At 69.3% G+C, this 22,673-nt stretch carries 21 protein-coding genes; 14 read left to right on the top strand and 7 right to left on the bottom strand.

Annotated features, from left to right (window positions below; genetic code table 11):
* Positions 1–337 precede the first annotated feature (337 nt).
* From OU415_RS05780 to OU415_RS05745, 8 genes are all read left to right on the top strand, one after another.
* The gene (locus OU415_RS05780) at positions 338–661 is read left to right on the top strand and encodes a YbaB/EbfC family nucleoid-associated protein (protein ID WP_270947519.1); all 324 of its coding nucleotides are present in this window, start codon (positions 338–340) and stop codon (positions 659–661) included.
* 339 nt (positions 662–1,000) lie between these two features.
* The gene (gene recR, locus OU415_RS05775) at positions 1,001–1,597 is read left to right on the top strand and encodes a recombination mediator RecR (RefSeq protein ID WP_270947506.1); all 597 of its coding nucleotides are present in this window, start codon (positions 1,001–1,003) and stop codon (positions 1,595–1,597) included.
* 455 nt (positions 1,598–2,052) lie between these two features.
* Positions 2,053–3,747 (top strand): ABC transporter substrate-binding protein, encoded by a 1,695-nt coding sequence (locus OU415_RS05770; protein ID WP_270947505.1) that lies wholly within the window; start codon positions 2,053–2,055, stop codon positions 3,745–3,747.
* A gap of 85 nt (positions 3,748–3,832) precedes the next feature.
* Positions 3,833–4,843, top strand: coding sequence for an ABC transporter permease (locus tag OU415_RS05765; protein WP_270947504.1), 1,011 nt, complete (start codon positions 3,833–3,835; stop codon positions 4,841–4,843).
* 4 nt (positions 4,844–4,847) lie between these two features.
* On the top strand, positions 4,848–5,780 hold the full coding sequence (locus tag OU415_RS05760; RefSeq protein WP_270947503.1) for an ABC transporter permease: 933 nt from the start codon (positions 4,848–4,850) through the stop codon (positions 5,778–5,780).
* Between the two features lie 12 nt (positions 5,781–5,792).
* On the top strand, positions 5,793–6,788 hold the full coding sequence (locus OU415_RS05755) for an ABC transporter ATP-binding protein (protein ID WP_270947502.1): 996 nt from the start codon (positions 5,793–5,795) through the stop codon (positions 6,786–6,788).
* A gap of 211 nt (positions 6,789–6,999) precedes the next feature.
* Entirely contained in the window at positions 7,000–8,097 is a 1,098-nt protein-coding gene (locus OU415_RS05750) for an ABC transporter ATP-binding protein (RefSeq protein ID WP_270947501.1), read from the top strand.
* A 176-nt stretch (positions 8,098–8,273) separates the two neighbouring features.
* Positions 8,274–8,456: a hypothetical protein gene (locus OU415_RS05745; protein ID WP_270947500.1), complete on the top strand. Its 183-nt coding sequence runs from the start codon at positions 8,274–8,276 to the stop codon at positions 8,454–8,456.
* Positions 8,457–8,465: 9 nt separating this feature from the next.
* Here OU415_RS05745 and OU415_RS05740 read toward each other — a convergent pair whose 3' ends face one another.
* A complete protein-coding gene (locus OU415_RS05740; RefSeq protein WP_270947499.1) occupies positions 8,466–9,380 on the bottom strand; it encodes an EamA family transporter in 915 nt (304 codons plus the stop codon).
* A 109-nt stretch (positions 9,381–9,489) separates the two neighbouring features.
* Between OU415_RS05740 and OU415_RS05735 the strand changes: the two genes are divergently transcribed.
* Entirely contained in the window at positions 9,490–10,386 is an 897-nt protein-coding gene (locus OU415_RS05735) for a LysR family transcriptional regulator (RefSeq protein ID WP_270947498.1), read from the top strand.
* Positions 10,387–10,521: 135 nt separating this feature from the next.
* On the opposite strand, the gene OU415_RS05730 is transcribed toward OU415_RS05735, so the two are convergent.
* Positions 10,522–10,845 carry an ArsR/SmtB family transcription factor gene (locus OU415_RS05730; RefSeq protein WP_270947497.1) on the bottom strand — a complete coding sequence of 108 codons (324 nt, stop codon included), beginning with the start codon at positions 10,843–10,845 and terminating at the stop codon, positions 10,522–10,524.
* Between the two features lie 55 nt (positions 10,846–10,900).
* Here OU415_RS05730 and OU415_RS05725 point away from each other — a divergent pair, with 55 nt between their 5' ends.
* Complete coding sequence (locus OU415_RS05725) at positions 10,901–12,082, top strand: MFS transporter (protein ID WP_270947496.1); 1,182 nt, start codon at positions 10,901–10,903, stop codon at positions 12,080–12,082.
* Here the strand turns inward: OU415_RS05725 and OU415_RS05720 are convergent.
* The 3 genes from OU415_RS05720 to OU415_RS05710 form a co-directional block, all read right to left on the bottom strand.
* Complete coding sequence (locus OU415_RS05720; RefSeq protein WP_270947495.1) at positions 12,079–13,716, bottom strand: alpha-amylase family protein; 1,638 nt, start codon at positions 13,714–13,716, stop codon at positions 12,079–12,081. The genes OU415_RS05725 and OU415_RS05720 overlap by 4 nt on opposite strands.
* An 11-nt stretch (positions 13,717–13,727) precedes the next feature.
* Positions 13,728–13,946 (bottom strand): hypothetical protein, encoded by a 219-nt coding sequence (locus tag OU415_RS05715; protein ID WP_270947494.1) that lies wholly within the window; start codon positions 13,944–13,946, stop codon positions 13,728–13,730.
* A gap of 449 nt (positions 13,947–14,395) precedes the next feature.
* Complete coding sequence (locus tag OU415_RS05710; protein WP_270947493.1) at positions 14,396–15,520, bottom strand: mandelate racemase/muconate lactonizing enzyme family protein; 1,125 nt, start codon at positions 15,518–15,520, stop codon at positions 14,396–14,398.
* Between the two features lie 196 nt (positions 15,521–15,716).
* Between OU415_RS05710 and OU415_RS05705 the strand changes: the two genes are divergently transcribed.
* Positions 15,717–16,370, top strand: coding sequence for a DedA family protein (locus tag OU415_RS05705; protein WP_270947492.1), 654 nt, complete (start codon positions 15,717–15,719; stop codon positions 16,368–16,370).
* A gap of 245 nt (positions 16,371–16,615) precedes the next feature.
* Here OU415_RS05705 and leuA read toward each other — a convergent pair whose 3' ends face one another.
* Entirely contained in the window at positions 16,616–18,409 is a 1,794-nt protein-coding gene (leuA, locus tag OU415_RS05700) for a 2-isopropylmalate synthase (RefSeq protein WP_270947491.1), read from the bottom strand.
* 250 nt (positions 18,410–18,659) lie between these two features.
* Between leuA and OU415_RS05695 the strand changes: the two genes are divergently transcribed.
* The 3 genes from OU415_RS05695 (at position 18,660) to OU415_RS05685 (ending at position 21,369) form a co-directional block, all read left to right on the top strand.
* Positions 18,660–18,941 (top strand): hypothetical protein, encoded by a 282-nt coding sequence (locus tag OU415_RS05695; protein ID WP_270947490.1) that lies wholly within the window; start codon positions 18,660–18,662, stop codon positions 18,939–18,941.
* 28 nt (positions 18,942–18,969) lie between these two features.
* On the top strand, positions 18,970–19,332 hold the full coding sequence (locus OU415_RS05690) for a hypothetical protein (protein ID WP_270947489.1): 363 nt from the start codon (positions 18,970–18,972) through the stop codon (positions 19,330–19,332).
* 249 nt (positions 19,333–19,581) lie between these two features.
* Positions 19,582–21,369, top strand: coding sequence for an FUSC family protein (locus OU415_RS05685; protein ID WP_270947488.1), 1,788 nt, complete (start codon positions 19,582–19,584; stop codon positions 21,367–21,369).
* Between the two features lie 258 nt (positions 21,370–21,627).
* Here OU415_RS05685 and OU415_RS05680 read toward each other — a convergent pair whose 3' ends face one another.
* Positions 21,628–22,446: a nucleotidyltransferase domain-containing protein gene (locus OU415_RS05680; RefSeq protein ID WP_270947487.1), complete on the bottom strand. Its 819-nt coding sequence runs from the start codon at positions 22,444–22,446 to the stop codon at positions 21,628–21,630.
* Positions 22,447–22,673: the final 227 nt, after the last annotated feature.

Below are 22,673 nucleotides of genomic sequence, written 5' to 3'. Positions count from 1 at the left end.
GGCCGGTCACCGCGCCGGACAGCGCGGTCAACCGGGTGCTCGCGCCGTCGACGAGCTCGATCAGCTGCGTCGATCCGGACTCGTCGGAGCCGGCCAGCACCCGGCCGGAGCCGGCCACGTCGAAGGCCCGCCAACTGGTGAGCTCGAGCAACCGCACGATGTCCAGCGCCATGCCGACACCCTGTCATGAGAGGCCCGCCGAGCCCAGCGGCCAACGGGGGAGTCGACCGCCTGAGCCCGCGCATTCTCTAGGCTGGTGGAGTACCCCGTGCCACCGACGGAGCGCGGGTTCCGCGACGCGAGGAGGACCACGGTGCAGCCTGGTGGCCAGCCGAACATGCAGCAGATCATGGAACAGGCGCAGAAGATGCAGCAGCAGCTGATGACTGCGCAGCAGGAGCTCGCCGAGGCCGAGGTCAACGGCAGTGCCGGTGGCGGTCTGGTCACCGCGACGGTGACCGGCTCGGGCGAGCTGAAGGGCCTCGTCATCGACCCGAAGGCGGCCGACCCGGAGGACACCGAAACCCTGGCGGACCTGGTCGTCGCGGCGGTCCGCGACGCGAACCGCGCGGCCCAGGAGCTCCAGGCGGAGAAGATGGGCCCGCTGACCAGCGGCCTCGGCGGTGGCCTCGGTGGCGGACTGAGCCTGCCCGGCATGTGATCCGCAGTTTCAACGAGGGTTTTCCATACTCGTTTTGCGGGGCGGTGCGGGTAGCGGAACCTCAGCGCCCGCCTGGACTCCGGGTGCCCGACTTTATGTATGCCAATACACGGCAGTCGGGCCGTCCTCGCCAGGCGAACGCTGAGAACCCGCGGCGGTGCGAGCTGCGAGGGTGGGCTATGCGCCTGCGGCGCATGCGACCCTCACCGCCCGGTGCCGGACGTGCTTCGCGGTCGAAGTCCGGACAAGATGGAAAAGGCTCATTGAAACTGTGCACCTCACCCCAGTCGTGATCGCAGTTTCAATTGAAACTGTGCAGGCCTTGGAAACGAGCTAGAAGTGTACGAAGGTCCCGTTCAGGATTTGATCGATGAGTTGGGGCGGTTGCCCGGCATCGGTCCTAAGAGCGCGCAGCGCATCGCCTTCCACCTGCTCGCGGCCGAGCCCGCGGACGTGACCCGGCTGCAGGAGGTCCTGCAGAAGGTCAAGGAAGGCGTGGTGTTCTGCGACGTCTGCGGCAACGTCTCGGAGGAGACGACCTGCCGCATCTGCCGGGACGCCCGCCGCGATCCGACGCTGGTGTGCGTCGTCGAGGAGCCCAAGGACGTCCTGGCCGTCGAGCGCACCCGCGAGTTCAAGGGGCGTTACCACGTGCTCGGCGGTGCCCTGGACCCGTTGTCCGGGATCGGCCCGGACCAGCTGCGGGTGCGCGAACTGCTGGCCCGCATCGGCAAGGACGAGATCGCGGAAGTGATCATCGCGACCGACCCGAACACCGAGGGCGAAGCGACCGCGACCTACCTGGTCCGGATGCTGCGGGACTTCCCGGGTCTGACGGTCACCCGCCTGGCCTCCGGTCTCCCGATGGGCGGCGACCTGGAGTTCGCCGACGAGCTCACCCTCGGCCGAGCCCTCTCCGGCCGCCGAGCCCTCTGAGGCCCTCAGCCCACGAGATCCCCGACCCCGCGTAGGGCAACTACGCGGAGTCGGGGATCTTCTTCGTTGAAAAGCCCTGGTCGTGCGGGGTGGTCGCCGATTTCGCACGACATCGACGTTCACCCGGGCGACGGTCGACTTCATGCGAGATCAACACCACTCCGGGTGACGACGGGTGACGGAACGCTGAGAGCTGAGTCCGCCGAGCGGGTGGAGGATTGACCGTTCGGGTTTCCGCGATTAGCAGTTTTTCCCGTATTTGCCGGAACTTCCGGCAGGGTTTGCTCCATCGGCAAGTGAGAGAAGTGGCTGGTCCGGGCGGGGAGGGGCCCCGTGTGAGCTACCTCATTAGGTCACCCTAAGTAGTCAGATCGTAACCTCGGTGTCTCCATCGAAAGCGTGATGCGGGTTAATCTCTCGGGGCTCTGAGACCTGAGACACACTGAGGTGCTTCCATGAGTAGAGCTCCATCGGCACCACGCCGCACGCACACCACGCGGCGTCGTGTTGCCACCGTCGGTGTCGCCCTCGTCGCCGCAGCATCGCTGGCCTCGTGCGCGCAATCGCAGCGCGAAGCGGGCGGAGGTGAAGGCGGCACGTTCACCTTCGGCGCGGCCGGTGCCCCCGACGGGTTCGACCCCTTCTACGCCTCCGACGGCGAGACCTTCCGCGTCACCCGGCAGCTGACCGAGGGACTCGTCGGGTTCAAGCCGGGGTCGGCCGACGTCGAGCCGGAGCTCGCGGAGTCCTGGGAGCACAGCCCGGACGGCAAGACCTGGACGTTCAAGCTGCGCACCGGCGTGAAGTTCCACGACGGCACCGACTTCAACGCCGAAGCTGTGTGCAAGAACTTCAAGCGGATGTTCGAGCAGACCGGTGCCGGGCAGAACAACGCGCTGTCCTACTACTGGATCGAGAACTTCGGCGGGTTCGCCGACGGCAAGGAACCGTCGCTGTACCAGGGCTGCGAGTCCCCGGACCCGACGACCGCCGTGGTGAACCTGACCCGCGCGAGCTCGAAGTTCCCGGACATCCTTGGGTTGCCGTCGTTCAGCATGCAGTCGCCGACGGCGATGGAGCAGTACAAGGCCAACAACGTGCAGGCGCAGGGCGACAGCTTCGTGTACCCGGAGTACGCGCTGAAGCACCCGACCGGCACCGGGCCGTTCAAGTTCGTCTCCTACGACGAGGGCAACGGCACCATCAAGCTCGCCCGCAACGACGACTACTGGGGCGAGAAGGCCAAGGTCAGCGAGCTGATCTTCCGGATCATCCCGGACGAGACGGTGCGCAAGCAGGAGCTGGAGTCGGGTGCCATCGACGGCTACGACTACCCGAACGCCGCCGACCTCAAGGCCCTGAAGGACGCCGGCCACAACGTCCAGGTCCGCGACCCGTTCAACATCATGTACCTGGGCATCACCCAGAAGAACAACCCGGCGCTGAAGGACCTGAAGGTCCGCCAGGCGCTGGCCTACGCGGTCGACCGCGAGACCCTGGTCAAGGCGAACATGCCGGAAGGCGCCACGGTCGCCAAGGAGTTCTACCCGGACACCGTGGACGGTTACGCGCAGGACGTGCAGCAGTACCCGCACGACCCGGCCAAGGCCAAGCAGCTGCTGGCCGAGGCGGGCGCGTCGAACCTGACGGTGAACTTCTACTGGCCCACCGAGGTGACCCGGCCGTACATGCCGGACCCGCAGGGCATCTACAACGCGCTCGCCGAAGACCTGCGCGAGGCCGGCATCACCGTGAACCCGGTGAGCAAGCCGTGGAACGGCGGCTACATCGACGACGTCGACAACGCCAAGGCGGACATCTTCCTGCTCGGCTGGACCGGTGACTACAACACGCCGGACAACTTCATCGGCACCTTCTTCGGCACCCCCACCAACCGCTTCTACACCGCGGGCGCGCCGTGGGGCCAGGAGCTGGCGGACAAGCTGAAGGCCGCCGACAGCGAACCGGACGAGGCCAAGCGCAACACGATGTACCAGGACATCAACCGCAAGCTGATGTCGGAGTACCTGCCGGCCGTTCCGCTGTCGCACTCGCCGCCGGCGATCGTCACGAACGCCAACGTGAAGGGTCTCCAGCCCTCGCCCCTGACCGCTGAAGAGTTCGCCTCGGTGAGCGTCTCGGGGAAGTGAGTTGACAGTCGCGCGCGGGATCGGCCAGGTGCCGGTCCCGCGCGCACCTGTCCGCTCGCTGCCGAACTGAGCAACGGGGGTTTGCGTGCTCCGCTACACGATCCGGCGACTGGCACAGCTCGTGCTGGTCGTCTTCGTCCTGTCGATGTTGTTGTTCGCCTGGCTGCGGTCGCTGCCCGGCGGACCGGTGTCGGCGCTGCTGGGCGACCGCGCCACACCGGAGGCGCGGGCCCAGCTCGAAGCGCAGCTCGGCCTGGACCAGCCGATCTTCGTGCAGTACTGGCGCTTCCTGGAACGCGCCGTCACCGGCGACTTCGGCACTTCGACCGGTGTCCAGCGCGGCGCAACCGCGCTGGACGTGTTCCTGACCCGCATCCCGGCGACGCTGGAGCTGTCGATCCTGGCGCTGCTGCTGGCGGTCGCGATCGGCATCCCGATGGGGTACCTGGCGGCCCGGAAGCGCGGCAGCTGGCTGGACAACATCAGCATCACCTGGTCGCTGGTGGGCGTCGCGGTGCCGGTGTTCTTCCTGGCGTTCCTGCTGAAGTTCGTGTTCGCCATCCAGCTGGGCGTGCTGCCCGCGTCCGGCAGGCAGGACTCCGCGCTCGACGCCACGCGGGTCACCGGGTTCTACATCCTCGACGGGTTGCTGACCCGCGAGTGGGACGCGGCGCTGGACTCGTTCGTGCACTTGATCCTGCCGGCCATCGCGCTGTCCACCATCCCGTTCGCGGTGATCTTCCGGATCACCAGGGCGGCGGTGCTCGACGTGATGGACGAGGACTACGTGCGCACCGCGCGGGCCAAGGGCTTGGGCTCGATGGTCATCCGCCGCAGGCACATCCTGCACAACGCGATGCTGCCGGTGGTCACCACGATCGGCCTGCAGACCGGTGCGCTGCTGGCCGGTGCGGTGCTGACCGAGCGGGTTTTCAACATCGCCGGCATCGGGCAGGCGGTCGCCCTGGGCTTCGAGCGCAAGGACTTCCCGGTGCTCCAAGTGGTGATCCTGGCTTCGGCGATGATGTACGTGCTGGTCAACCTGCTGGTGGACCTCTCGTACGCGTTGATCGACCCACGACTGCGGACACGGTGAGGTCATGGCTCTGAAATCGCAGCGCAAGGAACGCATCGACGCGCTGGCGGAGGCGTCGACGGATGCCGGGGTGAGCCTGGCCGCGTCGGCGTGGCGGCGGCTCAAGCGCAACCCGGTGTTCGTGGTCGGTGCGGTGATCATCGCGGTGTTCGTGCTGCTGGCGCTGCTGGCGCCGCTGCTCGCCCCGCACGATCCGGCGCAACGGCTGCTGGTGGACCAGGTCTCCCGCGCGGACAACTCGATCCCGCCGCCGCAGGAAGGCTTCCCGCTCGGTGGCGACCAGTACGGTCGCGACCTGTTCTCCCGACTGCTGCTGGGTTCCCAGCAGACGCTGCTGGTCGCGGTGCTGGCCACCGTGATCGGTCTCGGCGGCGGTCTGGTGCTGGGCATCCTGGCCGGCGCGTTCGGCGGCTGGGTGGACTCGGTGGTCATGCGGGCCGTGGACGTGATGCTGTCGGTGCCGTCGCTGCTGCTGGCGGTGTCGATCGGCGCGTTGTTCGCGCAGCAGAGCCAGTTCACGGTGATCCTGGCCGTCGCGATCGTGCAGGTGCCGATCTTCGGCCGGCTGCTGCGCGGCACGATGCTCGCGCAACGCGCCAGCGACCACGTGCTGGCGGCGCGGGCGCTGGGCGTGAAGGAGAGTTCGATCGTGTTCCGGCACATGCTGCCGAATGCGCTCGGACCGGTGATCGTGCAGGCCACGCTGGTGCTGGCGGTGGCGATCATCGACGCGGCCGCGCTGTCCTTCCTGGGCCTCGGCGCCGCCGACGACTCGGTCCCGGAGTGGGGCCAGATGCTCGGCGGCGCGCAGAACATCATCGACTCCCACCCGCAGCTGGCGTTCTGGCCGGCGAGCTGCATCGTCCTGGTCGCCCTCGGCTTCACCCTGGTCGGCGAGTCCCTCCGGGACGCGCTGGACCCGAAGCGCCGGCGTTGACGGAGGAAACACATGGCACTGCTGGAAGTCCGCGACCTTTCGGTCGTCTTCGCCCGCAAGGGCGAGCCGCCGGTGACCGCGGTGGACGGCATCTCCTTCGACGTCGAACCCGGCCGCACCGTCGGTCTGGTCGGCGAGTCCGGGTGCGGGAAGTCGGTCACCTCGCTGGCGATCATGGGACTGCTGCCGACGAGCGGCGCGGAGGTCTCCGGTTCGGTGCGCTTCGACGGCACCGATCTGCTGTCGCTGTCCGCGCGGGAGCTCGAACAGCGCCGCGGCAGCGACCTGGGCATGGTGTTCCAGGACCCGCTGACCTCGCTGAACCCGGTGGTGTCCATCGGGTTGCAGGTCTCGGAGGTCATCGAGCGGCACCGCGGCCTGCCGCGCAAGGAAGCGATGCCGGAGGCCGAGGACCTGCTGCGCCGGGTGGGCATCCCGGACCCGCGGCGACGGCTCAAGGAATACCCGCACCAGCTCTCCGGCGGCATGCGCCAGCGCGCGCTGATCGCGATGGCGCTGGCGTGCAAGCCGCGGCTGCTGATCGCCGACGAGCCGACCACCGCGCTGGACGTGACGATCCAGGCGCAGATCCTGCGGCTGCTGTCGGACCTGGTCGCCGAGACCGACACCGCGCTGATCATGATCACGCACGACCTGGGCGTGGTCGCCGGGCTCTGCGACGAGGTGAACGTGCTCTACGCGGGCCGGGTCGTGGAGCGCGCCGAACGGCACGAGCTGTTCGCCCGTCCGCGGCACCCGTACACCTCGGGGTTGCTCGCCTCGATCCCGCGCCTGGACGCGCCGCGCGGCCAGCGGCTGTCGCCGATCAAGGGCTCGGTCAGCGACAACATCCCGTGGGACGCGGGGTGCGCGTTCTGCCCGCGCTGCCCGAACGCGCTGGACGTCTGCGACCAGCAAACCCCGGACGTGAGCATCGACGTCGGTGCCCGCCTGCTGCGCTGCCACAACCCGATGCGCGAGGCGCAAACCCCGGTGGAGGCTCCGTGATCCCAACGAGGGTTTCGCGGTCGCAGGCCGCACTCGACGCAAATTCAATGGAAATCGCACCTTCAATTTCAATGGAACTTGCGGATCACCGGTGTGTCGGTGCCCGACGCGCCGGTGCCTGTGGACAACTCAACGCAAATTCAATGGAAATCGGACATCCGATTTCCATTGAAATCGCGTCGGGTGCGGAGCTGAACACCACGGAGGCGTCATGACGGAAGCGCCGGAGAAGCCGAAGTCCGGCGGGGACGTGCTGATCGACGTCGAGGACGTCAAGGTGCACTTCCCGATCAAGCGCGGTGTGGTGCTGGACCGCACGGTCGGGCACGTCTACGCCGTGGACGGGGTGTCGCTGCGCATCGAACGCGGCGAGACCTACGGCCTGGTCGGGGAATCCGGCTGCGGCAAGTCGACGCTGGGGCGCGCGGTGCTGCGGCTGGAGAAGCCGACCGGCGGCAAGGTGGTGTTCGACGGCGTCGACCTGTCCGGCATGAAGGGCGACCGGCTGCGCCGGATGCGCCGCCGGATGCAGATGGTCTTCCAGGACCCGCTGTCCTCCCTCGATCCCCGGCAGTCGGTGCAGTCGCTGCTGGTCGAGGGCATGCGCGCGCACGGCATGGACACCGGCCGCGAGGCCACCGACAAGCGGCTGCGGGAACTGCTGTCCGCGGTGGGGCTGCCGTCGACCTCGCTGCGCAAGTACCCGCACGAGTTCTCCGGCGGCCAGCGGCAGCGCATCGGCATCGCCCGTGCGCTGTCGGTGGGCCCGGAGCTGCTGGTGGCCGACGAACCGGTGTCGGCGCTGGACGTCTCGGTGCAGGCGCAGGTGGTGAACCTGCTGGAGGACCTGCAGGAGGAGTTCGGCCTGACCTACCTGGTGATCGCGCACGACCTCGCGGTGGTGCGGCACATCGCCGACCGGGTCGGGGTGATGTACCTGGGCGGCATCGTCGAGGAGTCCACATCGGACGATCTCTACGCGGAACCGCTGCACCCGTACTCGAAGGCGCTGCTGTCGGCGGTGCCGGTGCCGGACCCGGCGGTGGAGGACGAGCGCGAGCAGATCCTGCTGTCCGGCGACCTGCCGTCCCCGGCCAACCCGCCGACGGGCTGCCGCTTCCACACCCGTTGCCCGTGGCGCCAGCCGGACCGCTGCGACACCGAGCGCCCGGTGCTGCGCGAGCTCCGCCCCGGCCACCGGGTGGCCTGCCACTTCGCCGAGGAGATCCAGAACGGCAGCCTGAAGCCGCACGAGGTGATCGCCGAAGCGGTCGACCCGACGGACTTCGGCGACAAGGGCCTCACCTGATCCGGCGAAGCCCCCGGGCCCGGTGCCTGGTACAGAACCACAGTTTCAATTGAAACTGCGATCCGCCGTGGGTGGGATCTGCAGTTTCAATTGAAACTGTATTTCACGTTTCGCGTTCCGTGCGCCGGGTCGGGGAGTCCACATAGGATCATCGGAGCCGCGAACGGAGGTAGCGAGTGAGGTACAGCAGCGCGCAGCGGTGCACGGCGTGCGAGCACCGGGCGATCCTGGCGGAGGGCACGGCGGACCGGCTGGTGTCCGAGTCCGGCCGGACCCTGGTGTCCTACGACTGCCCGGAGGGCAACGGACTCCACGTGTGCAACCCGGACTTCGAGCGCAACACCTCCCGCCGCCAGTAGCACCGGGCGTCAGGCGGCCTGCTCGACCTCCGGGGTGAGGGCGGGTGCCCGGCGGCGGGCGGTGAGGTTCAGGCTGCCGAGGAAGACGCCGACGACCACCACCGCGCCGGCCGCGAGCTCCAGCGGGTGCGGGTGCTCGCTGAGGATCAGCCACGCCGCGGTGAAGCCGACGACCGGCACCAGCAGCGAGAACGGTGCGACCCTGCTCGCCGGGTAGCGGCCCATCAAGGTCGTCCACAGGCCGGATCCGATGATCGTCGCCAGCAGCGAGGTGTAGGCGAGACCGCAGAGCGCGTACAAGCCGGTGGTCGAGTCGAACGCCGTCGCCAGCGCGTGCCACCCGGCCGTCGGCCCCTCGACGGCCGCGGACAGCGCGAACATCGGCAGCGGCGGCACGATCGAGATCCACAGCGTCAGGTGCAGCGGGTTCTGCGGATTCGCCTTGCGCCCGCACAGGTTGCCCAGCGCCCACGAGAACGCGCCGCACAACGTGACCAGCATCGGCAGGAGCGCGGCGCTCTGCGCGCGGTGCCAGCCGATCACCGCCATCCCGAGCACGGCGGTGAGGATGCCGATGACCTGCACCGGGCTCAGCTTCTCCCGCAGCAGCAGCGCTCCGAGCACCACCGTGAACGGCGCGGACGCCTGCTGCACCAGCGAGGCGAGCCCGGTCGGCATCCCGATGTTCATCGCCACGAACAGGAACGCGAACTGCAGCGTCCCGAAGAACAAGCCGTAGCCGATCAGCCACTTCCACGGCACGTCCGGCTTCGGGATGAACAGCAGCAGGGGCAGCAGCACGGCGAACCGCAGCCCGGCGAAGAAGAACGGCGGGAACTGTCCGAGCCCGAAGTCGAGTGCGATGAAGTTGAGGCCCCACAGCAGGGCGACCAGCAAGGCCAGCGAACGATCCCGGGAATTCACACGACCTAGCCTGCGCCGTGCAACTATGAAGAACAAGCGACACTATCTGCACAGAGCATGCAAGAGTCCTTCATGGACGTCCGGATCCCGAAACGCCTAGGCTCCTGACATGGACGTTCGCAGGCTGCGGCTCCTCCGCGAGCTGGCGGACCGGGGGACCGTCACCGCCGTCGCCAAGGCCCTCTCCTACACCCCGTCGGCGGTGTCGCAGCAGATCCGGGCGCTGCAGACCGAGGTCGGCGTGCAGTTGACCGAGCCCGCCGGGCGCGGTTTGCGGCTCACCGACGCCGGCTGGGCGCTGGCCGCGCGGGCCGACGAGGTGCTCGCCGCGGTCGACCGAGCCGAGGCGGAGCTGGACAGCTACCGGTCCACACCGCGCGGTGTCGTCCGGGTGGCGATCTTCCCGTCCGGCGCGTTCCTGCTGCTCCCCGGCTTGCTGCGGCGGATGGGCGAGCACCCCAAGGTCCGCTTGGAGTGCCGGGACGTCGACATGACGCCGCCCGAAGTCCCCGGCCTGACCGCGGATTTCGACCTGGTGGTGACGCACCGGGACGACCAGGCCCCACCGTTCGACGGCGAGCGCATGGCCATCACGCCGCTGCTGCGCGAACCGCTCGACGTCGCGCTCCCGGTCGGGCACCCGCTGGCCGGCAAGGAGCGCGTCGAACCGTCGGAGCTGGTCGGGGAGCCGTGGCTGAGCGTCGACCTCGGGTTCCCGGTGGACGACGTGCTGCGCTCGCTGGCCGTCCGCACCGGCGTGCGGCCGAAGGTCGTGCAGCGGATCAACGACTTCCGCGTCACGGAGGTCCTGGTCGCCGACGGGCACGGCGTCGCACTGCTGCCACGCTACTCCGCGAACCTCAGCACCGTGGCGCTGAGGCCGCTGAGCGGAGTCCGCGCCGGCCGCAACATCGAGGTCGTCTCCCGGCGGGGTGCCACGGAACGCCCGGCGGTCCAAGTCGCCCTCGACGCGCTGATCGCCGAAGCGAGCAGCATCGCCGAATGATCAGGTCAATGCGCTCCCAGGTCGCCGAAGTGGCCGTCCGCCTGCGGTTGCGCCCTCCCCGTGAGCACTTTCTGGTGCCATGACCCCAAGAAGTGCTCACGGCCGCTGATCAGGGCGGATCCAGTTGCCAACGCGCTACTTGCTGGCGGGTTCGGCCCTGAGGATGGCGTTGAGGAGCCCCGGGAACCGGGCGTCGAGGTCGTCGGTGCGGAGTCGGCTGGGGCGGGTCCTGCCGGCGATTCGAGTCGTGACCACGCCCGCTTCGCGGAGTGCGTGCAGGTGGTGCGAAACGGTCGAGGCGTTCACCGGCACGTCGAGGGCGGAGCAGGTGGACTCGCCGACCCGGTCGAGTTCCCGCACGATGCTCAGCCGAACCGGGTCGGCCAGCGCGCCCAGCACGGTGTCGACGTCGATCGCGGCCAGGTCCGGCTGCGGCAGCATCCCCATCTGCTCATCCACGCACGCATTCTACGACCTCTTTCAAATACTACGATGAGCATCGTAATATTCGACCATGGTCACATGGTCGATACCGAGGTCGGTCCTGCTGCTGAGCTTCGGCACGTTCATCGTCGGAACCGACGCGCACTCCGTCGCGGGCCTGCTCCCGGAGATGGCGTCGTCGCTGCAGACGTCCGTCGCCGGTGCCGGGCAGTCCGTGACGGTGTTCGCGATCGCCTACGCCGTGCTCGCGCCGATCTGGGGCGTGGTCATGGCGCGGCACGGGCAGCGCAGGACGCTGGTGTCCGGGCTGGTCCTCTTCGTGCTGGGCAATGCGCTCACCGCCGTCGCCGGGTCCATGCCCGTGCTGTTGGCGGGGCGCGTCGTCGCAGCTGCGGGGGCCGCCATGTTCACCCCGGCAGCAGGGGCGATGGCGGTCCGCCTCGCCGGTCCGGAGCGGCGGGGGACCGCCCTGGCGTGGGTCACCACCGGTGTTGCCGGCGCGCTCGTCCTCGGCGCACCGGTCGGCGCCGCGATCGCGTCCGCGGCGAGCTGGAGGGTCACGCTCGCCGTCATCGCCGTCCTCGGCCTGGCGATGCTGCCGGGTGTGCTGCTGCTGCCTCCGGTTCCGCCTGCCCCGGCGCAGCGATTCGCCGATCAGCTGCCGGTGCTCCGGTCGCCGCAGATCCTGACGACCCTGGGGATCTCGGTCATCGCCTTCGTCGGCGTCTTCATCCCCTACACCTACCTGAGCCAGTCGTACGCGCCGCTGGTGGCGGCGCTGCCGGGCGGGATCAGCACGGTGCTGCTGCTGTTCGGCCTCACCTCGGTGATCGGGGTGCTCGCTTCCGGGCCGCTCACCGACCGGGTGTCCTCGCGGTGGATGGTCGTCGTCGTGACTGCGGCGCTGGCCGTCGTCGACGCCGTCGCAGTCCTCGGCCGCGAGTCTCCGCTGGTCCTGGTGGCTGCTCTGCTGGCCGCGGGGTACCTCTCCTGGTCGATCCTGACGCCGCAGCAGCACCAGCTGGTCGCCGCCGAACCGGACCACGCCGCCGTGCTGATCTCGTTCAACGCCGCCGCCGGCTACGTCGGCATCAGCCTCGCCGGCGTTCTCGGCGGCACGGCGATCACCGTGCTGGGGTCGGCGCGATTCACCCTGGTGGCCAGCGCCTTCCTCCTCGTGGCGGCGTGCTGGCGGGCCGTTCCCGTGCCGCGAGCGGACCGCGCCGAACCGGAGGTCGTGCGACGCGGCTAGCGGGGGCCGTGCTCGGCGGCCCAGCGGCAGATCGCGGCGACTTCCTCCGCCTGGTTCGGCAGCGTCGTGTCCGCGATGCCGACCACCGGGATGTGGCCCTCGTGGAAGACGTCGGCCGGGCGGGGCAGGAAGCCCTTCTCGTGCACGCCCGTGCTGCCCGGGCCGGGCGTGCCTTCCGCGAGGTGGCCGGTGGTGCGCGCGTAGCGGGTCAGCACGCGGGGTTTGCGCAGGTCGCGGTCCATTCCGTACCACTGCTGGCTCAGCGGGAAGAGCCCGGACAGCGCGTCCCACCAGCCCTCCACCGCCAGCAGCAGTTCCGGGTGGCGGCTGCGCAGGTCACCGACCAGCTGCCGGTAGCCGTCGAACACGTCGTGGCGAGGCTCGTTGAACCAGAAGCCGAGGGTGTCCAGGAACGCGGCGTCGACGCCGAAGTTGTCCACCGTCGCCGAGATCGAGTCCACCAGGTGCGCGCGGAACTCCGGTTCGCCGGGGTTGAGGAACACCTGATCGCCCTCGCCGACCCGGTCGCTGTCCCAGTCCGGGCGGTTGAGCAGCTCGACGTAGCGGTCGGTGTCGTTGCGCAGCACCGACTTCTCCCACGGCGGGTACTGGACGACGTTCGCGCCGTGGCCGCCGAACATCGGCATCAGCCGCACGCCGAGCTGCCGCGCGGTGCGGGTGAACGCGGCGAAACCCTCCGCCCCGCCGAGGTCTTCGCCGGGGCGGTACTGCGGGTAGACGTAGTAGTAGCGGCCTTCCCAGCCGGGGACGTAGGCCAGCACGCGGTGCGGTTCGATGTGCTGCGCGATGAAGCGCAACGCCTCGGCCATCCGCGGGAACGTGTTGAACACGTACCCCGTCCAGTGCTGGCCGTGCAGCGTCACCACCAGCGCGATGTGGCGCATCCACTCCGGCACGTCCGGTCGCGTTTCCCACGGTTGCAGGCCCTGCGCACCCTCCACGAAGGACATGTGCGCGGTCAGGTCGGCGTCCGCGGTCTGCGCGTCGGTGCCGAGCCGGAGCCGGATCGGCGGCACCCGGTAGGTCGTCGAGCGGGCGCTGGCCAGCGGCAGGTGCACCAGCTCGACGATCGGGCCCGGCGAGTAGGGCGGCTGCTGGACGTGCAAGATCTGCCGCCGCACCAGCGGATCCCGCACGCTGAGCGCGAACCCGGCCTGGTCGGTGCCCGCGGCCACCCACGGCGTCGCCCAGTCCGGACCGGGGTACTCGAGCTGGAAGCGCTGGCCGTTGACGCCGTGCGCGAAGTTCCGCCCGGTGTTCGGCGCCCACCAGCCAGCGCGCAGCTGCTCCGGCGGCAGTCCGCGCAGCACCAGCTTGACGGCCTTGATCGGCTCCGCGTGGCGCGCCGCGATGGACCACTGCAGCGCGCCGCCGTCGTTGACGACGTCGACGTCGACCGACCCGGCGTCCACGGTCAGCTGCTGGCCGAACCAGGCGTACCGGTCGGCGCGCAGGTGGGTGCGGTCATCGCTGAGCCAGGTGTTGGCGGCGTCCAGGCCGTAGCCGTTGACGGTGGTGAACACCTGCAGGGCCCACTCGACGCCGGTCGCGCCGGGGGCGGGGAAGTAGGGGTCGCGCGGATCGAAGCTGAGGTCGGTGTCGATCAGTCCCACGCGGCACCCTCCTATCGATCCGGTCCGCCGCTGGCAGCGAACCCGACGGCCTTGTCCAGCAGCGTGGCGAGCCCGTCCGCCTCATCCGCGGTGAACACGAGCGTCTCCCCAGGTGGCAGCACGACAGCGATCCGATCACCCACCACCAGGACGGACACGTTCTCGGTGGCGGGCGGTCGGCACGGGATGCGCCAACGTAACTGCTCGCACGGGTCTTCGATCGGCCACATGTTCACCTCGGGACAGCTTTCTTTCCGCTGCCTGACTGAACCTGGTGCGAAACCCCGCATCAAGTTCGGTACACCGATCGGGTGGTTCTGGACAACAGGGCAGGCCGGACTTCACCCGCACCGATCAACGCGGCCGATAGCTCCGCCCGGGTGCCGTGAGCACTTTGGGTCGCTATGACGACCCGAAGTGCTCACGGGTCTCTGCGGACGGTGATGGTCCCGCGGGGCGCGGATCCGCGCTGGGGTGTGGAGAGGATGAGAGGGAGGGCCGGGTTCCCCGACGTGTCCCCCGTCTGCCGGCCCTGCCCCCTGATCCTGTGTTCCCCAGGGGCGTCGCTCTTGTCTCCCGCGACGTAACAGCATCCTGCCGAACGGACGGCAGGAGCAGTACCGTCTTTGGTCGAGTGCATTCGCCGATCTGGCCGCAGATCCGGGCATTCCCCGCACGTTCAGCTCGTCGACTCGAACTCGTCGCCCGCGACTTGGTACAGCTCCGCGTACCGGGCCAGCCGATCGCGGTCCAGTTCGACCCCGATGCCCGGATTGCGCGGAACGCGCAGTCGGCCGCGGCAGTGCGGGAGCAGGCCGCCTTCGAGCACGTCGTCGGAGAGCAGGGCGCGGTAGGACTGGTTCGCGTGGTCGAAGCCCGGGGTCGCGGCGATCAGGTGGGCCGCCGCGCAGGTGGCCACGCCGAGCTCGCCGAGGCTGTGCTTGACGGTCGGGATGCCCGCCGCCTCGCAGATGCCCGCCGATCGCTTCATGTTCAGCAGACCGCCGTCCAGCGCGTTGTCCACCGAGATCGCATCGGCCGCGCCGTGGCGGATCACCTCCAGCTGGCGGGCCCGGCACACCTGGTCGGTGAGCAGCGGGGTGCCGGTGTGGGTGCGCAGGCGGGCCATCTCCGGGATGTTGCGGGCCGGCACGGGTTGCTCGGCGAACTCGATGTCGTAGGGCGCGAGCGCGCGCAACGCGCGCAAGGCCGCGGCGGGCGACCAGGCCTCGTTGGCGTCCACCCGGATCGACCGCCCGGCGCCGATGCCGTCCCGGACCGCGGCGATCCGCTCCACGTCGGTGCCCAGGTCGTCGGTGCCGACCTGCACGTGGAAGCTCTCGGACCCGGCTGCGGCGCCCTGCGCGGCCAGGTCCCGCATCCAGTCGGGCGTGCCGGTCGGGATCTGGTGCAGGTATTCGACGTCCTCGCGCAGCGCCCCGCCGAAGAGGTTGACCAGCGGTTGGCCGCAGGCCTTGCCGACGATGTCCCAGCAGGCCATGTCGATGGCCGCCAGCGCCGTGCTGGTCGCGCCCCAGGCGCCGCCGAGCTTCGCGATGTGCTCGGTGCGGAACGGGTCCTCGCCGATGGCGAAGCGCTCGGCCGCGCGCAGCTCGGCGAGCACGATGGCCGCCGACGGGTGCGCCGGGGCCTCGCCGATGCCGGTGATGCCTTCGTCGGTGTCGATTTCGATCAGCACGCTGACCAGGCCGCGCCTGCGGGAAACCTGCCGTCCCGAAAGCCACCGCTCCTCGTTGTGGAACGGCACGGCAACGGGTATGTGGCGAATGCCGATGATGCGCAAAATGCCCTCCCCCGTGGGCATCGTGAGCAGCGCTCGCGAATGTTCGATGTGGTAACAGTCACACCAGATGGGCGACCGCGCCAAAGATGTGGGAGCGAATCGGGTTCCCGGCGACGCGGCCGGTCGCGGATACGTACTCTGGCCGGTGGCCGTTCGCGGTAGACGGCCGCGTGGAACCCGATCAGAACGGACCTCCATGATCGAACTGCTGGACTCGATCCCGCCAGGGGTGATCTACCTCGTCGTCGGGTTGATCATCGGCCTGGAGAGCGTGGGGATCCCGCTGCCCGGCGAGATCATGCTGGTGAGCGCGGGAGTCGCTGCCTCGCAGGGCGTCGTCAACCCGGTGGCGCTCGGCGTCATCGCCGCGAGCGGCGCGATCATCGGCGATTCGATCGGTTACGCGATCGGCAAGCGCTACGGCCGGAGCCTGCTGGGGTGGTTGGGGCGCAAGTTGCCCAAGCACTTCGGGCCGAAACCGGTGCGCCAGGCCGAGCGGATGTTCGACCGCTGGGGCGCCTGGGCGGTGTTCGGCGGCCGGTTCGTCGCACTGCTGCGCATCCTGGCCGGGCCGTTGGCCGGCATCCTCGGCATGAAGTACCGGAAGTTCTTGATCGCCAACGCGACCGGCGGCATCGCCTGGGCGGGCACGGTGACGACCCTGGCCTACGTGTTCGGTCTGGTGGCCGGCCAGTGGTTCCACCGGTTCTCCTGGATCGCCCTGGTGGTCGCGGTCGTGTTCGGCTGGCTGATCGTGCGCAGCGTCCGCCGCCGCGCGGAGAAGGCCGACGAAGCCGAAGAGCAGAACCAGGCCGACCCCGCCGCCGACTCCGACGCCAAGGTCCCCTGATCCCCAGCCCTTCGCAGCAGGTGGTCCTGCCTGAAGCCGCCCGGACGTCCCGGTGCGCGGAAGTGTCGAATTTGGACATAACCGGCGAGGCAGGGGGCTGTTCTCGTGGCTGCATCCACAGACTTCCGGAGTTATCCACAGGGCTGTGCACAGTTATCCACAGGGTTGTGGATAAAAGCGAACGGCCTGTTCACCTCAGTAGTTGAGGTGAACAGGCCGTTCGCTCGTTCCTGGCGAGTGCTGGATCAGCGGTTCGCGCGGTTCACCGCGGATACGACTGCGCGCAGCATCGCGGTGATCGTCGAGGTGTCGACGCCGACGCCCCAGAAGATCCGGTCGCCCACCGCGCACTCCAGGTACGCCGCCGCTCGGGCGTCGTCACCGGCGGTCAGCGCGTGCTCGTTGTAGTCCAGGACCCGCACGTCGTGGCCGATGGTGCTGAGCGCGTCCACGAAGGCGGAGACCGGGCCGTTTCCGGTACCGGTGATCTCCTGCTCCTCGCCGTCGACGACCACGGTCGCGGTGATGGTCTCGTTGCCGTTCTCCCCGGCGACCCGCTGGCGCACCAGCTTCACCGGCGCGGTGGCCTCCAGGTACTCCGCGGAGAACGCGTCCCACATCTCGGTCGGGCTGACCTCGCCGCCCTCGGAGTCGGTGCGGGCCTGCACCACCTTGGAGAACTCGATCTGCAGCTTGCGCGGCAGCTCCAGCTGGTGCTCGGTCTTCATGATGTAGGCGACGCCGCCCTTGCCGGACTGCGAGTTGACCCGGATGACCGCCTCGTAGGTGCGGCCCACGTCCTTCGGGTCGATCGGCAGGTACGGCACCTCCCACGGGTGGTCGTCCACCGCCGTGCCGGCCTTGCCCGCCTCGTCGCGCAGCGCGTCCAGGCCCTTGTTGATGGCGTCCTGGTGGCTGCCGGAGAAGGCGGTGTAGACCAGCTCGCCGCCCCACGGGTGCCGCTCGGGCACCGGCAGCTGGTTGCAGTGCTCGACGGTGCGCTTGATGAAGTCGATGTCGGAGAAGTCGATCTGCGGGTCGATGCCCTGGCTGAACAGGTTCATGCCCAGCGCCACCAGGTCGACGTTGCCGGTGCGCTCGCCGTTGCCGAACAGGCAGCCCTCGATGCGGTCCGCCCCGGCCTGGTAGCCCAGCTCGGCGGCGGCGATGCCGGTGCCGCGGTCGTTGTGCGGGTGCAGCGACAGGATCACCGAGTCGCGGCGCGCCAGGTTGCGGTGCATCCACTCGATGGAGTCGGCGTAGACGTTCGGCCCGGCCATCTCGACGGTGGCGGGCAGGTTCAGGATCACCGGCCGCTCCGGGGTGGGCTGCCAGATCTCGGTGACCGCGTCGCACACCTCGGCGGCGTAGGACAGCTCGGTGCCGGTGTAGGACTCCGGCGAGTACTGGAAGCGGAAGTCGGTGTCGGAGTACTTGCCGGCCAGCTCCAGGGTCATCTCAGCGGCCGAGGTGGCGATCTTCTTGATGCCCTCGCGCTCTTCCCGGAACACCACGCGGCGCTGCAGGATCGACGTCGAGTTGTAGATGTGCACGATCGCGGCCGGTGCGCCCTCCAGCGACTGGAAGGTGCGCTCGATCAGCTCCGGGCGGCACTGGGTCAGCACCTGGATGCGCACGTCCTCGGGGATCGCGTTGTCCTCGATGATCTCCCGGACGAAGTCGAAGTCGGTCTGGCTGGCCGCCGGGAACCCGACCTCGATCTCCTTGAAGCCCATCTGCACCAGCAGGTCGAACATGCGGCGCTTGCGGGCCGGCGACATCGGGTCGATCAGCGCCTGGTTGCCATCGCGCAGGTCGACGGCGCACCACAGCGGGGCGCGGGTGATCCGGTTGTCCGGCCAGGTCCGGTCGGGCAGGGATACGTTCTCGACCAGTTCGTGGAACGGGCGGTAGCGGTGGTACGGCATCGAGCTGCCCAGCTGCGGGTTCCACGGCTGCTGGTCGGCGGGAGCGGGGCGCGACGGCTTGCGCACGCGGTCGGTGAACGAAGCCTGAGGTTCGGGGGAAATGTTGCTCATGCGAGTGCTTCTCCTGCACGGTTACCGGATCTGGACCGACGACCGGCGCGTTCGAACCCCGCGACGAGGGGCCGGTCTAGGAGACCCCGTCGCGGCGGCGAAGCAGGAGAACGCGAGCCACGGCCACAGGCTAAACCCAGATGTGGCTCGATGCGCAACCACCCTTTCCACATGTTGAGAGCGCCGGTGCCCGCGAGGTGCGTGGAACCTGGCAGAGTGAGAGCGGACTCACGGGGAAGGGAGCGGGTTGATGGCGGCGAAGAAGCGCCAGGGCGGGCTGGCGGTGCTGTTCCACGGGGTGGGCTTCCTGTTCGCCGCGATGCTCGTTCTGCACCTCCTGTTCCTCTTGACCGGTTTCGCCAGCGACGGGCCGCTCGCGGGGTCCGTGGCGCAGGCGGCCGAGCCGCTGGCGCTGTTCTTCCCGGGGTTGCTGTCGGTGGACGCCCCGGCGCTGCAAGTGCTGCTCGACTACGGGTTGGCCGCGTGCTTCTGGGTCCTGGTGGGCGGATTGCTCGGGCGAGTTTTCGCTTGATCGGCTTGCGGCGTGCCACACTGGATCTGTGGCTGACGACGTGAGCACCGGGGCGCACCGGAGCGGTGTGCGGCGCGATGATCTGCGCCGCGCGTGGCACCGGGGTCTCGGCGTGTTCACCTCGGTCGTCCGGTGGTTCGGCACGGCGTGCGCCGCGCTGCTGGCGGTGCACGTGGTCCTGACGGTCGGCAACGCCAACCCGGACAACGGCATCACCAAGTTCGTGGCGTCCTGGGCGGAGTGGCTGGCGCTGGGCTTCCAGGACCTGTTCATGCCGGCGGACCCGAAGCTCGAGGTGATCCTCAACTACGGCGTGGCGGCCATCTTCTGGCTGATCATCACCTCGATGGCGACCAGGATCCTGAGCGCCGTCAACAGGTCGTCCACATAGGACTTCAGCACTCCGGTTCGAGCCGCCGCTCGCCGGGGCGAAGGGCGTCCGGACCTACCCGGAATCGGGGAGTTCCGGTGTGATCTGGATCTGCCTCGATCGGGTGTGATCGAGCCCGCGGTGTGATCCGGGTGCCGATCGCGGGTGCGCCGGTCTTCGGCGCGTGACAATCGAGCGCAGACCCCAGCCGCTCGGCGTGGAGCGCATGACCCTCGTCCCGAAGGGATGCGCATGCTGATGAGCCGAGCGTTGCCCCGACCTCTGTTGCCGGACTGGTTGCTGCGGCAGTTGCGGCCGAGGTCCATCCCCGCTGACTGGACGCGCGTGTGCGCGGTTGCTCTGGGCATCGGTGTTCCGCAGCTGTTCGGGCTGTTGACCGGCCGGACGGAGGAAGCGGTGCTCGCCTCGGTCGGCGCGCTGTGCGCGAGCTTCTCGGACCTGACCGGCTCGTACCGCTACCGGCTGCGCCGGGTCGGGCTGGCCGCGGTCCTGGGGGCGCTCGGATTCGCCGCCGGAGCCGCCGCGCCCGGTCCGTGGTGGGCGGCCGCGGCCGTGCTCGCGGTAGCGGTGCCTTCCGTCTTGTCCAGCCGGATGGGCGACCTGTGGGCTTCCGGCGGCGCGCACATGCTGACGTTCTGCATCGTCGCCACCGGTGAGCAGTCGTCGACCCTGCCGGTGGGAGAGCAGATCGCCTGGTTCTTCGCCGGTGAGCTGCTGTTGTTCGCGCTGGTCGCGGCGACCTGGCCGGTTCGCGGCACCGCTCCGGCGCGCAGCGCGGTCGCGGGGATCTTCGACGCGACGCTGCGCATGCTCGATGCCGACGCGCCGCTGGCCGCGCGCCAAGAGCTGACCAAGGCGCTGAACACCGCGCACGACGTGCTGGTCGGCGGCGGCTCGATGTCCCGCAGCCGCGTGCGAGACCGCCTCTACCTCGTCTACACCCATGCCACTCCTATCGTCGAAGCCTCGGTCTCCCTCGTGCATGCGGGCGAACGCCCGTCGCCGCGCGCCCGTGATGCGCTGCGCACGCTGGCCCGCTGCATGCGCACCGGCGAGGTCCCGCCGCCGTACCGGCCGGCCACCGGTGGTTCGCCGTTGGCGCGTGCGCTGGACCGGGGCATCGCCGATCTGGTCAACGCGTTCCGGCTCGCGAAGCACTCCGCGGTGGCGAGCGAGAAGGAGCGCGTTCCCCTGACCTTCGGCCGCTCCACCTGGGCTCAGGTGCTGCGAATGGTGCTGTGCCTGGTGTTGGCCGAAGGGATCGGAATCCTCGCGGGGCTGGACCACCCGTACTGGATCGCGCTGACCGCCGCGCTGGTGCTCAAGCCGAACTCCGGTTCGGTCTTCGCCCGCACCGTGCTGCGCGCGGTCGGCACCGTCGCCGGGGTTCTGGTCGCCCTTCTGCTGCTCTCGTTGGTACCTCCCGGTTGGTGGTCGTTGCCGTTCATCGTCGTGCTGGCCGCCAAGCTGCCGGTCTCGATCGACCGCCACTACGGCCTGTTCAGCGCGGTCGTGACCGCCCTGGTGCTGTTGCAGATGAGCCAGATCGCGGAGTTCCACGCGGTGGCCCGGCTCGTCGACACCCTCGTCGGGTGCGCGATCGTGCTGGTCGTCGGTTTCCTGCTGCGGCCGTTGCACTGGGGACCGGACCTGGAGACCAGGTTCGCCGACGCCGTGGCGGCGGTGGCGGAGTACGTTTCCCAGTCGCTGGCCGGAGTTCAGCACGGTCGTCCGGCGCTGCGCCGTCGCACCTACCGCCAGCTGGCCGACCTCCGCGGTGCCCTCCAGCAGCAGTTGATGAACCCGGCCACGGCTTCGCAGGCCGAACGCTGGTGGCCGACGATCAGCGTGCTGGAGCGGGTGGTCGACGCGGCCACCGAGAAGGCGGTCCGCAACAACACCCACGACCTCCAGCAGGCCCAGCGCCTGGTGTCCACCATGCGCACCACGACCCGCCAGCTCCGAGCTGTCGAAGTGCCGCCGGCCCGGCTGCACGACGAGTTGGAGCTGGTCTACGCCGGAGTCGCTGGTAGGTGAGCACCCGGCGCGCGAGGAGGGGGATTGTGGCCCCGCACGCCGGGTGCGGTTGCCAGGATGGCCCACAAGATCAGTTCCGCGAATCAGGAGATCGACTGATTCAGCCCGAAGGTTGATCGGCCGATCGGCCAGGAAATATCGACCATTCGGCCGAGCTGTCGCAAATCGGAAGCGAGCGCCGGAGAACGCCCACAAGTCCAATTCGGACGGTCGAGTTGGTCGACCTGATCTTCCTCCCTCCGTCTACCGGCATTGCCGTCAGCTTCGGTGCCGCTCCGCGTAGCACCGGTGTGCATCGGCGATGACCATCTCGCCGAACGCGAGCACGTCCTGCCAGCGCTCCCCGGGATCCCCGTACAGCGACTGGTCGTCCTCCGCGCGGAGGATGCGCAGCCCCTCACGCACCACGCGGTGCCACCGCTCGGGGAACACCCGCAGCGCATGGCGACCCGCGCCGTCCTTGGACGTGATGTCGCCCGTGGTCAGCGTGTAGTGCAGCCGTGGAACTCCGGTGACCGTCCAGGCCGTGGCGTCGTCGGTCCGCGAGAACGGGCCGGGCGAGTCGACGAGTCCAGCGGTCCGGGCCAGCAGTCGTCCCCAGTACTCGTCGAGGTTCGCGTCCTGCCAAGCGGCCAGCACCTCGTCGTCCGCCCAAATGTCGAGGTCAGCGACTGCCGGACCGCGGCAGACGACTCCGTACCGCGCGAGGGTGTGCCACGTGACCGGGCTCAGCCGATCGCTCGTCGCGCGAAACCGTCCTTCTTCGATGCTCGGCCTGCCGACAGCGGCGTCCGGACCGCTGGCCAGGTCCTGCCACGTCAGGTAAGCACCGTCGAAGTGCAGTCCAGGGCGGCGTTCCCCGAGCCGGGCGTGAACGCGTTCCAGTGCAGCGAGAGCCACAGCGTCCGGTGGGTCTTCGCCCACCGCGACGAAGTCCACGTCGCTCGCGTGCGGCCGGAAGTCCCCGATCGCCACCGACCCCTCCAAGTACAGGCCGGTCACGGGCCCGCCCGCTTCGGCGTCGACCAGGTCCAGGTAGTCGGCAACGACTTCCGCCACGCGCGGATGCACAGTCATGCACCCAGTCTCCAGTGCCGAACCTGATTCGCCGAATCCCGGAGAACTCCCCGGATTTCCAGCGTGCTGCCCGAACTCGTACTTGCGGCACAAGGCCCATCGCACCCATGACTTGCTCCTCTCCAGCGGATGTCTGCTTTCGAGCATGCCGGGAGGATCAGCGGTGCGGATCGGTCAACAGGCCAGCGCGGATCGTCCTGCGGGCCAACAGGTTTCGGCCACTTGAC

The sequence above is a fragment of the Saccharopolyspora oryzae genome (genome assembly GCF_027853915.1).
Taxonomy (GTDB): domain Bacteria; phylum Actinomycetota; class Actinomycetes; order Mycobacteriales; family Pseudonocardiaceae; genus Saccharopolyspora; species Saccharopolyspora oryzae.
The sequence above is the reverse complement of the archived record's forward strand: the minus strand, read 5'-3'. Positions and strand labels throughout refer to the sequence as shown.